This window comes from Pseudomonas sp. ES1, from assembly GCF_050586605.1.
Taxonomy (GTDB): domain Bacteria; phylum Pseudomonadota; class Gammaproteobacteria; order Pseudomonadales; family Pseudomonadaceae; genus Aquipseudomonas; species Aquipseudomonas sichuanensis.
Genome location: NZ_JBOBDM010000068.1, coordinates 17525 through 29896 on the forward strand (window position 1 = coordinate 17525; position 12372 = coordinate 29896).

15 protein-coding genes are annotated in these 12372 nt (G+C 66.0%); 8 read left to right on the plus strand and 7 right to left on the minus strand.

The window, feature by feature from the left end:
- The first annotated feature begins 10 nt into the window (after nt 1-10).
- Nucleotides 11-643, plus strand: a complete 633-nt coding sequence (maiA, locus tag ACQ4N9_RS22920; RefSeq protein WP_390966960.1) for a maleylacetoacetate isomerase — start codon at nt 11-13, stop codon at nt 641-643.
- Here maiA and ACQ4N9_RS22925 read toward each other — a convergent pair.
- Nucleotides 637-1443: a SirB1 family protein gene (locus tag ACQ4N9_RS22925; protein WP_390966962.1), complete on the minus strand. Its 807-nt coding sequence runs from the start codon at nt 1441-1443 to the stop codon at nt 637-639. The two genes, maiA and ACQ4N9_RS22925, sit on opposite strands and share 7 nt — an antisense overlap.
- A 124-nt stretch (nt 1444-1567) precedes the next feature.
- Here ACQ4N9_RS22925 and ACQ4N9_RS22930 point away from each other — a divergent pair, with 124 nt between their 5' ends.
- Complete coding sequence (locus ACQ4N9_RS22930) at nt 1568-2587, plus strand: Leu/Phe/Val dehydrogenase (protein WP_390966964.1); 1020 nt, start codon at nt 1568-1570, stop codon at nt 2585-2587.
- A gap of 35 nt (nt 2588-2622) precedes the next feature.
- On the opposite strand, the gene ACQ4N9_RS22935 is transcribed toward ACQ4N9_RS22930, so the two are convergent.
- Nucleotides 2623-2886: a YebG family protein gene (locus tag ACQ4N9_RS22935; protein WP_390966966.1), complete on the minus strand. Its 264-nt coding sequence runs from the start codon at nt 2884-2886 to the stop codon at nt 2623-2625.
- Between the two features lie 241 nt (nt 2887-3127).
- On the opposite strand from ACQ4N9_RS22935, the gene ACQ4N9_RS22940 reads away from it, so the two are divergent.
- Entirely contained in the window at nt 3128-3598 is a 471-nt protein-coding gene (locus ACQ4N9_RS22940; RefSeq protein ID WP_390966968.1) for a phosphate-starvation-inducible protein PsiE, read from the plus strand.
- Nucleotides 3599-3601: 3 nt separating this feature from the next.
- Here the strand turns inward: ACQ4N9_RS22940 and ACQ4N9_RS22945 are convergent, their stop codons facing one another.
- The 5 genes from ACQ4N9_RS22945 to ACQ4N9_RS22965 all read right to left on the minus strand — a co-directional run bounded on the left by ACQ4N9_RS22945 (nt 3602) and on the right by ACQ4N9_RS22965 (nt 8458).
- Nucleotides 3602-3889 carry a DUF3509 domain-containing protein gene (locus ACQ4N9_RS22945; RefSeq protein ID WP_125462639.1) on the minus strand — a complete coding sequence of 96 codons (288 nt, stop codon included), beginning with the start codon at nt 3887-3889 and terminating at the stop codon, nt 3602-3604.
- Between the two features lie 126 nt (nt 3890-4015).
- Nucleotides 4016-4363: an HPF/RaiA family ribosome-associated protein gene (locus ACQ4N9_RS22950; RefSeq protein ID WP_390966970.1), complete on the minus strand. Its 348-nt coding sequence runs from the start codon at nt 4361-4363 to the stop codon at nt 4016-4018.
- 178 nt (nt 4364-4541) lie between these two features.
- The gene (fecA, locus tag ACQ4N9_RS22955) at nt 4542-6872 is read right to left on the minus strand and encodes a TonB-dependent Fe(3+) dicitrate receptor FecA (RefSeq protein ID WP_390966972.1); all 2331 of its coding nucleotides are present in this window, start codon (nt 6870-6872) and stop codon (nt 4542-4544) included.
- Nucleotides 6873-7043: 171 nt separating this feature from the next.
- Nucleotides 7044-7967: a FecR domain-containing protein gene (locus ACQ4N9_RS22960; protein WP_390966974.1), complete on the minus strand. Its 924-nt coding sequence runs from the start codon at nt 7965-7967 to the stop codon at nt 7044-7046.
- Nucleotides 7964-8458, minus strand: coding sequence for a sigma-70 family RNA polymerase sigma factor (locus ACQ4N9_RS22965; RefSeq protein WP_258644877.1), 495 nt, complete (start codon nt 8456-8458; stop codon nt 7964-7966). The genes ACQ4N9_RS22960 and ACQ4N9_RS22965 overlap by 4 nt, the downstream gene beginning before the upstream one ends.
- 172 nt (nt 8459-8630) lie before the next feature.
- Here ACQ4N9_RS22965 and ACQ4N9_RS22970 point away from each other — a divergent pair, with 172 nt between their 5' ends.
- Genes ACQ4N9_RS22970 through ACQ4N9_RS22990 form a run of 5 tightly spaced genes read left to right on the plus strand, consistent with a single transcriptional unit; the run spans nt 8631 to nt 12369 of the window.
- A complete protein-coding gene (locus ACQ4N9_RS22970; protein ID WP_390966976.1) occupies nt 8631-8936 on the plus strand; it encodes a DUF3649 domain-containing protein in 306 nt (101 codons plus the stop codon).
- Nucleotides 8933-10495 (plus strand): PepSY-associated TM helix domain-containing protein, encoded by a 1563-nt coding sequence (locus ACQ4N9_RS22975; RefSeq protein ID WP_390966978.1) that lies wholly within the window; start codon nt 8933-8935, stop codon nt 10493-10495. Before ACQ4N9_RS22970 ends, ACQ4N9_RS22975 begins: the two co-directional genes overlap by 4 nt.
- Entirely contained in the window at nt 10495-10821 is a 327-nt protein-coding gene (locus ACQ4N9_RS22980; protein ID WP_390966980.1) for a DUF3325 domain-containing protein, read from the plus strand. Before ACQ4N9_RS22975 ends, ACQ4N9_RS22980 begins: the two co-directional genes overlap by 1 nt.
- Nucleotides 10822-10825: 4 nt before the next feature.
- A complete protein-coding gene (locus tag ACQ4N9_RS22985) occupies nt 10826-11401 on the plus strand; it encodes an RNA polymerase sigma factor (protein ID WP_125462646.1) in 576 nt (191 codons plus the stop codon).
- Entirely contained in the window at nt 11398-12369 is a 972-nt protein-coding gene (locus ACQ4N9_RS22990; protein WP_390966984.1) for a FecR family protein, read from the plus strand. The genes ACQ4N9_RS22985 and ACQ4N9_RS22990 overlap by 4 nt, the downstream gene beginning before the upstream one ends.
- Nucleotides 12370-12372: the final 3 nt, after the last annotated feature.

The following is a 12372-nucleotide window of genomic DNA, read 5'->3' on the forward strand; positions in this document are numbered from 1 at the left end:
GGGCCGGGCGATGGAGCTGTTTACCTACTATCGGTCCACTTCGTCGTACCGGGTGCGCATCGCCCTGGCGCTCAAGGGCCTGGACTACCAGGCCCTGCCGGTCAACCTGCTCAAGGGCGAGCAGCGCGGCGATGACTATCTGGCGCTCAACCCGCAAGGGCGGGTGCCGGCCCTGCGCACCGACGGCGGCGAGCTGTTGGTGCAGTCGCCGGCGATCATCGAGTACCTGGAGGAGGTTCATCCACTGCCGGCTCTGCTGCCGGCCGCTGCCGAGGCGCGCGCCAAGGTGCGCGGTGTGGCGGCGATCATCGGTTGCGACGTGCACCCGCTGCATAACGTCAGTGTGCTCAACCAGCTGCGCCAGCTTGGGCACGATGAGACGCAGGTCAATCAGTGGATCGCCCACTGGATCGGCCAAGGGCTGGCGGCGGTGGAGCAATTGATTGGCGATGAGGGCTTCTGCTTCGGTGCCACGCCGGGGCTGGCCGATGTCTACCTGATCCCGCAGCTGTACGCGGCCGAGCGCTTCAACATCGACTTGGGCGGTTACCCGCGCATTCGCAGGGTGGCGGCGCTGGCCGAGGCGCATCCGGCGTTTGCCAAGGCCCACCCGGCACGGCAGGTGGACACGCCGGTTCAGTGAATCGAGCGCTTGGTCGACGGTAGTTGGCCGAGCCGTTCGCTCAGTTTCAGGCGCTGGATCGGGTCGTCGGTCAGCAGCAGCGCATGCTCCAGGTCGAAGCGTTCGGCCTGGGGGCACTCAAGGTGCTGGTAGAGCGTGGCCCGGGCCAGGTAGTCACTGACCTGCACCGGGCCCAGTTGCATCACCCGTTCGGCATCGATGAGTGCGGCAAGGTCGTTGTCGTTGCTGCTGTGCAGCTGGCGCAGGTTGCGCGACAGGCGCTGGAGCATCTGCATCGGTGAGGCGCTGCGCAGGTGTTCGGCACTCAACGGCAACTGCGCACCGAACTGGCGGGCGAGCAGTTCGCGGCAGTCGTTGGGGTAAAGGCGGCGCCCGCCGCAGGGGTCGAGCAGGTGATCGGCCCCAGGCACGCGCAGCAGGAAGTGGCCGGGAAAGTTGACCCCTTCGAGCGGGATCGACAGGTGCCGGGCCAGCTCCAGGGCGAGGATGGCCAACAGCAGCGGCTGGCCACGGCGGCGCTGCAGCACCTTGTCCATCAGCGCTACGTGCGGGCGCAGCGGGTGGTACTCATCCTGCTGGAAGCCCAGGGCATTGAGCTGGCGCAGCAGCGGCTGGGCCAGTTCGTTCAGGGGCAGCATCGGCAGATGGCTACTGACCTCGCACTGCAGCTCGTGCACGCGCGCCAGGCCGATCGAGGGGTCGACGCTGTGATCGTGTTCGGCGGCTATCCACAGGGTGGCTTCCAGCAGGGCGGCCGGTTCGCGTTGCAGGCAGGCCAGGCAGGCTTGGCGTGGGTTCATGGGGACTCTCCATCACGCTTGTACTATTAGCCCTGGCACCGGCTTTCGTCCAGTGGTCCGCCCGCGCGGCGGCCCTTATGCACCTGCCTATACTGGTAGGAGCACCTCTCGGGGGAGCCCGTCGATGTTCGCCCTCATGCAAAGTACCCGCACCCAGTCACTGCACCTGTTCATCGACCCGCCTACGGGCCTGAAGGCTGTTGTGGCTATTCACAGCGAACACCTGGGGCCGGCCATGGGCGGTTGCCGCTACCTGCCCTATGCCGATGACGAAAGCGCCATGACCGATGCCATCCGCCTGGCCCAGGGCATGAGCTTCAAGGCCGCCCTGGCGGGGCTGCCAATGGGCGGCGGCAAGGCGGTGATCGTGCGTAACCCGCATGTGGAGAACCGTGCGGCATTGTTCGAAGCGTTCGGTCGTTTCGTCGACACCCTTCAAGGCCGCTTCATCACTGCCGTGGACAGTGGCACCTCCACCATCGACATGGACTGCATTGCCCAGTCCACCCCCCATGTCACCAGCACCACCGCATCGGGCGATCCCTCGCCCCATGCGGCAATGGGAGTGTTTGCCGGCATCCGCGCAACGTCCATGGCCCGTCTGGGTAGCGACAATCTGGAAGGGTTGCGGGTGGCGGTGCAGGGCCTGGGCAATGTGGGCTACGCGTTGGCCGAGCAACTGCATGCGGCGGGTGCCGAGTTGCTGGTCAGTGACCTGGATGCGGGCAAGGTGCGCCTGGCGGTGGAGCAGCTCAATGCACACCCGGTGACCAATGACGCCTTGATCAGCACCCCCTGCGATATCTTCGCGCCTTGTGGGGTAGGGCCGGTGCTGAATGGGCAGAGCGTGATGCAACTGCGCTGCGCAGCGGTGGCGGGCTCGGCCAACAACCAGCTGACTACCTTGCAGGTGGCCGACCAGTTGGAGAACCGCGGGATACTGTATGCGCCGGATTATGTGATCAATGCCGGTGGCTTGATCTACGTGGCGTTGAAGCATCGCGGTGAAGACCTGGGCACCATCACCGCGCACCTGGCGCGGATACCCACGCGGTTGACCGAAGTTTTTGCCCATGCCCAGGCCGAAAAACGCTCACCGGCCCGGGTGGCGCAGATGCTGGCGGAAAGGTTGCTCTACGGCTGAGAAGGCTTGCGCTTCTACAGGGGGCCGCGCCGATTTTACTCGGCTGCCCCACCTTGGAGCAGTTCCGCCAGCGCATCCGGCTGGCTCTTGAACGCGCGGGCGAACACATCGCGGTTCTTGGCCATGTAGATACCGGCTTCCTCGACCTGCTGCTCGCTCAGCGACGGCACTGCTTTGTGCAGCACTTCAGCCAGGCGCTCGGCCAGTTCGAGCATCTTGTCGTGACGATCTGCTTCGGCCTTATCCATGAACAAGCGCTCCGGGTCGCGGCTGCTGCGGTACACCACTTCGACGGCCATTCATCACCTCTATGCCTTTTTGCTGGTTGGGGTATTAACTGTATTTTTATACAGTACAGGTGAAGGCCTGTTCACTGCAACCACAGTGATGGCCATTCGCGAGCAAAAAGCCTAGCGCACAAGTGCCCTGCGGCAATCCACCACCTTCCAAGACAGGGTGCCTGGCCCTTTAACTGCATGGCACAACAATTGTCACAGGCGTGACGCACCATCCTTCAGCCGTATCGGGGAATCGAACATCGTGAACACCAAATGGGCAGACAAGCTGCGCAAGGGCCTGCATGGCTCCGCCGACTCGCTGGGCAACCTGTGCGTGGAGGCATTCCACTACCTGGCACTGTTCGGCATCGGCGCAATCACCGCCTATGCGGCGGTGGTGACCTTCCTGGACATGCTGGGCAAGGGCGGGGTCAGCGTCGATGACATCCTGCTGCTGTTCATCTACCTGGAGCTGGGGGCGATGGTGGGGATCTACTTCAAGACCAACCACATGCCCATCCGCTTCCTGCTGTACGTGGCGATCACCGCGCTGACCCGCTTGCTGATCGGCGATGTGTCGCACCACAAGGCGCCGGATGTCGGGCTGCTGTACGTGTGTGGCGGCATCCTGCTGCTGGCGTTCGCCATCCTGGTGGTGCGCTATGCCTCCTACCGCTACCCGTCGACCAGGGTGCTGGACGCCAACGGCAAGGAAGTGGACGAGGGTAAATAGCCCTCAGTTGGCCAGGCAGGAGGCCGGGTGGCGATGATCGCGGGTCAGTGCGGCGAGCACTTGCAGCGGGTTCTGGCCAAGCTCGATGGCCAGGCCCAGGCGGATGCTGTCGATGACCCGCTGCAGACGCACCGGGTCGTTGCGCTGGGCCGCGCTGACCAGGCGCCTGGCAACCACGCCGCTGTCATCGGAGAGGGTCAGCATGATGCTGCCATCGAGGCGCTCGATGCTCAGGTTGACCCGGTATTCGGGGGCGAACGCAGCGCTGATCTGGTCGAAGGGGTTGTTCATGGTCGAGGCCTGCATTGAATGACTGCAGGAGTTGACCGGGGCATGCCGGGGTTGGTTCAGGCCCGCTGATCGGTGCAAATGAAAACGCCCGGCGCAAGGCCGGGCGTTTTTACTGTCGCGGTTGGATCAGGCTTCTGGGTCACTCAGTTCAAGCACGCCACGTTTACTGCGCAGTTTGCCGTAGAAATGTTCCAGTGCGTGGTTGAGCTTGTTGGCGGCGCCATCGACCGCCTGGTCCAGCGAAGTGGCGGTATGGGTCACGGAAATCGGTTGGTGGCCTTTGGGGCGAGCCTCCATCTGGCAGCGTTTGTCGTGCGGTCCGGGCTTGGCGCCGTTCTCGTCGCGCAAATGGACTTCGATGCGGGTGAGGTCTTCTTCGTAGCGCTCGAGGCTGCTGTGCAGCGTGGCGCGGACCCACTCGTCGAGACGGTTGTTGCCTTCGAAATGGTTGCTGCTGTTGACCTGGATTTGCATGACTTCAATCCTTATTCAGCTTGCTCGCGGGAGGCACTTTCAAGCCACTGAGGGCGTTGGTCTTTTTGCGCCTCTTGACTCTAAGGTCAGGCATCCGCGCGACGAATTCAACCCCCTGCGCAAGAAAAATTTCCTGTTGCAAAAAGCCCGGCGTTCGCCGGGCTTTTGTTGTCGTCGGTCAGAACTCAACCGAGGTCTGCAGGTATAGAGTACGGGGTTCGCCCACGTACTTGCCCTTGTTGTTGTCGTCGAACGAGCGGGTGTAGTACTCGCGGTTGAACAGGTTCTTCACCCCCACCGCCACCTTCAGGTTCGAAAGCGCAGGGCCGAAGTCATAGCCGGCACGGCTGCTCACCAGCATGTAGCCGGGGATACGCCCGGTGCTGCCGTCGGCGCTCTCGCTGGCGGTGTTGGCGTTGTCGGCGTACTGGCTGCTCTGGAAGCTGCTGTCCAGGTTCAACTGCCACGGGCCGTCGGTGTAACCCACACCCAGGGTGCCTTTGTGGCGCGACGAGAACGGCACCTGGTTACCCTTGTTCGGCCCGTCCTCACGGATGGTGGCATCGACGAAGGCGTAGCCGGCATGCACGTCGAAACCGGTCAGTGCCGGGCTCAGGCCGTCGAGGGCGTAGCGCACGCTGGTCTCGATGCCCTGGTGGCGGGTTTCGCCGCGGGCGATCACCGAATCGTTGGTCTGGTTGCTTTCGTACTGGTTGTCGAAATTGATCAGAAATACGCCGATCTCCGCCTGCAAGTCGCCATTGTCGTAACGGGTGCCGAGTTCCCAGGTACGTGCTTTCTCCGGTTTTACCTCGCCACTGCTGACCCGGTTGGGCATCTGGCTGTACTGCACGCTGCCGAATGACCCTTCGGTGTTGGCGTACAGGTTCCAGGTGTCGGTGAGGTGGTACATCACGTTGAGTGCCGGCAGGGCGGTGTTGTAGCTGCCCTGGTAGCGCTGGCCGCTTAGTTTGTTGCTTTGCTGCGAGTCGATCATCTCGTAGCGCACGCCCGGGGTGATGGTCCAGCGGCCGATGTCGATACGGTCGTCCAGGTAGATCGCATGGGCCTCGGTGCTGCCACGGGTGTCGCGGTCGTTGCGGCTGTCGGTGGTGGGCAGCAGGTTGCTGCGGGTCGGCTCGCGGTAGCGCAGTTCGTGGCCGGCTTCGTTGACGTAGCGGTAGCCGATGCCCAGTTCGTGCCAGCTGTCACCCAGCGCCACGCCTTGGGAGAAGCGCGTCTCGATACCGCGCACCCAGTATTCGCGCGGCGACAACGAAACGAAGTTGCCCTGGTCCAGATAACCGCTACGCAGGGTCTTGGTGAAGAAGCTGTTGACGCTGAACTGGCGGTCGTCCTGCTTGTAGTCGTAGCCGAAGTTGAACAGCGTGCGGCGGCCCCAGAACTTGTCCTTCAGGCGGGTCGACTGATAGGGATCATCGTCGAACGCCGCGGCACTCAGCCCGCCCGGCATCTCGGCCTCGCCCTCGTAGTACTGGGCCATGGCATGCAGACTGTTGGCTTGGTCGAGCTGCAGCTTGCCCTTGAGCATCAGGTCGTCGATCTGCGTGTTGCTGTGTTCGCGCCAGTCGCTACCCCGGGTGCCGGAGTACAGCAGGGCACCCCCCAGGCCGTTGGCGTTGGTGCCGCCGATCAGCAGGTTGGCGTTGTTCTTCAAGCCATCCTGGCTGGACGACGGGCTGATCTGGTTCTGCATCGCCGCCTTGAACGTCGCCTCTTCGGGGATGGCACGGGTGACGAAGTTGACGATGCCACCGACGTTTTGCGGCCCGTAGCGCACCGCGCCGCCGCCGCGCACCACGTCCACTGCGTCCATGTTGCCCAGGCTGATCGGCGCCAGCGACAGCTGTGGCTGGCCATAAGGGGCGAACGGCACCGGGATGCCGTCCATCAGCACGGTGGAGCGCGACGCCAGGCGCGGGTTGAGGCCACGGATGCCGAAGTTAAGCGCCAGGTCGTGGCTGCCGGTGCCGTTGTTCTCCGGTGCGTTCACCCCGGGGATGCGGTTGAGCACTTCACGGGCGCTGCTGGCGCCGCTGCGCTCGAACTCCTCGCGGCGTACCACGTCACGGGCGCCGGGGTGTTCGAAGACGTTGTCCTGGCGCGCGTCGGCCAGCCAGTCACCGACCACGGTCGAGGCCCCCAGCTCCACGGCCGCGCCGCTGTTGCCCGCCTGTAGCGGTTGCAGGCTGTAGGCGTTGTCGGCTTCCTGACGGGCCTGCAGGCCGCTGCCGCGCAGCAATGCATCCAGGCCCTGGCCCACCTCGTACTGGCCGTCCAGGCCAGGGCTGATCAGGCCTTGAGTCAGCGCCGAGCCGAACGAGATCAACGCGCCGCTTTCGCGACCGAACTGGTTGAGCGCGTCTTCCAGGCTGCCGGAGGCGATGTGGTAGCTGCGGGTTTCGGCGGCCAGGGTGGCGGGCACGGCGCCGCCCAGGCTGATGGCGAGCAGCAGGGCGTGGGCGAGGGGGCTGGGGCGCAGAAGCATGGGGCGGTGGTCCTGTGAGAAGGGGGGTCTGCCTTCTCTGTCACGCGAGGTCGGGGAAATGGCTCAGGTTGATTCAAATTTTTTTCAGGCTTCACCGGCCTCATCGCTGGCAAGCCAGCTCCCCCCTGCCCCTGTGGGAGCCGGCTTGCCGGCGATAGGGCCGCCACAGGTTCACCCCGTAGCCGCCTCGACCGACACCCAGTACCGGGTAAACCGCCGCACCTTCACCGGCAACGCCACCTCCAGCATGGCCAGGATCCGCTCGCTGTCTTCCAGCGGATACGACCCGGAAATCCGCAAGTCGGCCACCCGCTCGCTGCAGGCCAATTGCCCAAGCCGGTAGCGCGAAAGCTCGGCAACAAAGTCGCCGAGGCGCATCTGCGACACCACCAGCATGCCGTCCACCCAGGTTGCGCGGTTCGGGTCCAGTGGCGCGATCGCCTGCCACCCATCCCGGGCGAAACGCGCCTGGTGCCCGGCCAGCAGGCTTTGCCCGGCCACGCTGGCGCTGCCGCTGAACACCGTGACCAAGCTGAACCCCTCGAACTGGCGCACATTGAAGCGCCCGCGCTCCAGCAGCAGCTCGCCTTCGCCGGTGCGTAGCCGCATTGGCCGCGCATCGTTGGCCGTCTCCAGCAACAGTTCACCCTCCTGCAGGCGCACCAGCCGCTGCTGGCCATCGAAGCGCACATCGGCGGCGCTGCGGGTGTTCAGGTGCAACTGGCTGCCATCGTCGAGGGTCAGCCGCCGGCGCTGGCCGATCGGGCTGCGATAGTCGGCCATCAGCCCCGGCAGCGGGTTGTGCTGCTGCAGACCGAGCCCGGTGGCACTGGCCACCCCCACCAGCAACAGTGCCTTGAGCGCCCGGCGCCTGGCCGGGGAGGGCGGCGCCTGCAGGGTCGCGTGCACCACCGGCGAGGCCACGCCGCGCAGGCGCTGGTTGACCTGCTGGATGTGCGCCCAGGCGCGCTGGTGCTCATGGTCGGCTGCCAGCCAGCGCTCCAGCGCCAGGTGCTGGTCGAAGCCCTCGGCCTGGGATTCGATCAGCCAATGCACGGCCTGCTCGGCGACGCGGGGGGCGAACGTGGTGTTCATTGGGCGAAGTAGCAGCGCAGGGCTGCCTTGTGCAGGTAGCGCTTGACCGTCGCCAGCGAGATGCCCAGCTCCCGGGCGATCTCGCCCTGGCCCAGGCCGTCGACCTGGGCCAGCAGGAACGCGCGCTTGACCAGCGGCGGCAGGCCATCGAGCAGGCGGTCGAGCTCCAGCAGGGTGTCGAAGATGATCGCCTTTTCTTCTTCGCTCGGCGCCACCTGCTCGGGCACCAGGGCCAGCGCCTCGAGGTAGGCGCGCTCCAGTTCCTGGCGGCGGAAGTGGTTGCACAGCACGCGCTTGGCCACGGTGGCGAGGAAGGCGCGGGGCTCTACCAGTTGCGGCGTTTCACGGGCCTGCAGCAGGCGCACGTAGGTGTCCTGGGCCAGGTCCGCGGCGCTTTGCGGGCAACCCAGGCGTCGCCGCAACCAGCCGGTAAGCCAGCTGTGGTGGTTGAGGTACAGACCTTCGACGGTGGAAGAGAGGGCGCTGGGCACCGATGCGACTCCGGCGCCAAGCTAGCGCAACTGGAAGTAAGAATTGTTCGCATTGTATTCAGGCCTCGGCCTTTCGGCAATCGGTGAAAGGAGGGCGCAGTTCATCCCCGATTCTTTGCTTATGAGAATTGAAATCATTACTATTGCACCCCCATTTCCCCGGACCACCGCGATGAAGAGCAAAGCCGCCGGCCTTCCCTTGAGCTATCGCCTGGCCGTCGCCTCACGCAGCCTGGCGGCACTGCTGGGCGGCTACCTGCTGGCGTCACTGGCCAGCGTGTGCATTGCCCTGCTCGCGCCCATGGCCCAGGTCGATGCCGCGCTCACCGGCATGATGCTGTCGTTCGTGGTCTACCTGCTGGCCTTCATCGGCTGCTTCGCCTGCCGCAGCGCCTGGCGCGCCTGGCTGGGCGTGCTGCTGCCCAGCCTGGTGCTGGGGCTGATCGCCGGGCTTGCCTACTGGATGAAAAACGGATGAAAGAGGGCTTTCGCCAGGCCATGGCCTGGTTGCACACCTGGACCGGGCTGATCTTCGGCTGGCTGTTGTTCGCCATTTTTCTCACCGGGACGCTGTCGTACTTCAAGGACGAGATCAGCCACTGGAGCACCCCCGAAGTCCAGAGCCACCCGCTTGATCCGGTGGCCAGCCTGGCGCTGGCGCAGCGCTATCTGCAAAGCAACGCCAGCCACGCCAACAGCTGGTTCATCCGCCTGCCCAGTGAGCGCGAGCCGGCGCTCAGCGTCAGTTGGCGCGACCCGAATGCGGGTGGGCGACGCGGCATGGTCAGGAAGGACCTGGACGCCGTCAGCGGCCAGGAAGTGCTGGGCCGCGACAGCCGTGGCGGCGAGTTCTTCTACCGTTTCCACTTCGAGCTGGAGATGCCTTACCCGTGGGGGCGCTGGTTGGCGACCTTCTGCGCCTTCATCATGCTGCTGGGCCTGGTGACCGGGATCATCACCCACAAGAAGATCTTCAAGGAGTTCTTCACCTTCCGCCCTGGCAAGGGCCAGCGCTCCTGGCTCGACGGCCATAACGCCATCGGCGTGCTGGTGCTGCCGTTCCACCTGATGATCAGCTACAGCAGCCTGGTGATCTTCATGTACATGGTGATGCCGGCCAGCATCATGGCCAGCTATGGCGACAGCGGCGACTATTTCGACGACCTGTTCGGGCGTGACCAAACACCGGCGCTGGCCGGCGTCGCGGCACCCCTGGCGCCATTGCCGGAGTTGTACGCCAAGGTGCAGGAGCAGGCGCCGGGCGCGCGCATGGGCTTCATCCAGGTGCAGAATCCTGGCGACGCCAATGCCCGGGTCACCTTCAGCCGCGCCTCGGCCGACAGCGTGGCCTACAAGCGCAGCGCCAACTGGACCTTCGATGGTGTCAGCGGCGCCCTGCTTAGCCAAGGCGCGCCGGAGAGCGCGGCGATGATGACCTCGTTTACCTTCGTCGGCCTGCACATGGGCAATTTCGCCGGGCCGTGGCTGCGTTGGCTGTATTTCGCCTTCGGCGTGGCCGGCACGGCGGTGATCGGCACGGGCCTGGTGATGTGGCTGGGCAAACGCCAGCTCAAGCATGCCAAGAGCGGGCATATGCCAGTCGAGCTGCGCCTGGTCGAGGTGCTCAACATCGCCAGCATGAGCGGCCTGCTGCTCGGCGTGGCGGCGTTCTTCTGGGCCAACCGCCTGCTGCCGGTGACGTTGCAGGGGCGTGCCGACTGGGAGATCAACGCCTTCTTCCTGGCCTGGGCCCTGGCGCTGGCCCATGCCGTGCTGCGCCCCGGGCGCCGGGCTTGGGGCGAGCAACTGGCGCTGGGCGCGCTGGCCTTCGCCCTGTTGCCGCTGCTCAACGCCCTGACCACCGGCCAGGGGTTGAACCACTCCATTGCCGTCGGTGACTGGGCCATGGCCGGGTTCGACCTGACCGCACTGGGCACCGGGCTGTTCCTCGCCTGGGCTGCCGGCAAGATGCTGCGCGCGCCCAAGGTGTTGACCAAGCGCGCGCCCAAGGTCGCCAAAGCCGTGGAGGTGAGCTGATGTTGAGCGTCGCGCTGCTCGGTTTCGCCGGATTCGCCGGCCTGTGCCTGGCCATGGAAAAACACTTCAATGACCTGCTTGGGCGCAAGCCCACGGCCAGCCAGCTCAAGGCCCTGCGCATCTGTGGCTGGTCGCTGTTGCTGCTGTCGCTGGTGCTGGCCGTGCACTTGCAGGGCTTGGCCCTCGGCCTGGTGGAGTGGATCGCCGTGCTGATGGCCGGGGTGACGCTGTGGGTGTTCGGCCTGCCGTACCAGCCTCGGTTGCTGCTGGGCCTGGCGGCGGCCAGCCTGGTGCTTGGGCCGTTGCTGGCCGTGCTGGCGGTGTAAGGCGTTGCGCGAGCCGGGGGAGGTGATCGACGCCGACGCCGAGGCCAGCCGTGGTCGGGCGCGCTTCGTCCAGGTATTCCTCGCCCAGCGTGCGCGCATGGAGGCGCTGGTCAACCGGCGCATCGGCTGCCGCGCCACCGCCGCCGACCTGGTGCAGGAACTGTTCCTGCGCTTCTGGCGCCGCCCCGAGGTCAAGGTCGAAGCCCTCGATACCTACCTGCTGCGCAGTGCCAGCAACCTGGCCATCGACTACCTGCGCAGCGAAGGCAGCCGCGACCGCGTGGCCGAAGGCTTGCAGCACACCGACGACGAAGCCTTCGCCCAGGCGCCCGAACAGGCCCTGGAGGTCGACCATGACCTGCAGCGCATCGAGGCGGCGCTACGCGCCTTGCCCGAGCGCACCCGGCAGATCTTCCTGCTCAATCGCATCCACGGCTGCACCTATGGCGAGATCGCCAAGGCCATGCAGCTGTCCCAGAGCGCCGTGGAAAAGCATATGATGCGCGCCCTCGAAGCGTGCAAGGCGAGTGTCGCCGAAGCCGCCCCCCCACCGCGCCGGCCAGGGAGCGCCCGTCGATGAGCCTCGAACCGCCGATTACTGCCGAACAGTCCCGGGCCGCCCTGGGCTGGATGATGCGCATCCACCAGCAGCCCGAGCAGGCCGAAAGCGCCGCATTCAAGCGCTGGTTGCTGCAGGCCCCGGCCCATCGCGAAGCCTACGCCCAGGCCCAGGCGTTGTGGCAGCAGACCGAGGCCCCGGCCGCGCGCCTGGCCGCCGAAGAACAGGCCGGCCTGCAGCAGTATCTCGAGGCCATGCGCCGCCCTGCCCGCAAACCCCATTGGCAGCGCTTCGCCGTGGCCGCTTGCCTGGTGCTGGCGCTGGGAGGCGTGGCCGGCTGGCAGCCGCAGCATTGGTTGCAGGACCTGCGCGCCGACTACACCAGCGCCGAGCAGGTGCGCCAGGTGACCTTGGCCGATGGCTCACAACTGACACTGGACGCCGGCACCGCGATCGGCGTGGACTTCGACCAGGGTGAGCGCCGTGTGCGCCTGCTGCGCGGCGCCGCGTACTTCCAGGTAACCCACACCGGCGCGCCGTTCCTGGTCGACGCCAACGGCGGGCAGGTGCGCGTGCTCGGCACCCAGTTCGAAGTGCGCGAGCAGGCTGAGGGTGCCCAGGTCACGGTGCGCAGCGGCCGGGTGGCGGTGACGCCTGCCCAGGGCCAGCCGGCGCGCGAGCTGACCGCCAATCAACAGCTGGCCTATGCCACCGGCAGGGCGGGCGCGGTCGAGGCGGTGGACAGCGACAGCCGCCTGGCCTGGCGCCAGGGCTGGCTGAATTATTACCAGGTGCCGCTGGGGCAGGTGGTCGAGGACCTGGGGCGTTACTACCCCGGGCGGATCGTGCTGCTCGACGGCGAGCTGGCGCAGCGCAAGGTCAGCGGCAGCTTCCCGGTGGCCGAGCCGCTGCTGGCGCTGGACTCGCTGGGCAAGGTGCTGGGGTTCTCGCGGCAGACGCTGTTGGGGCGGATCACTGTCCTGCGCTAGGTG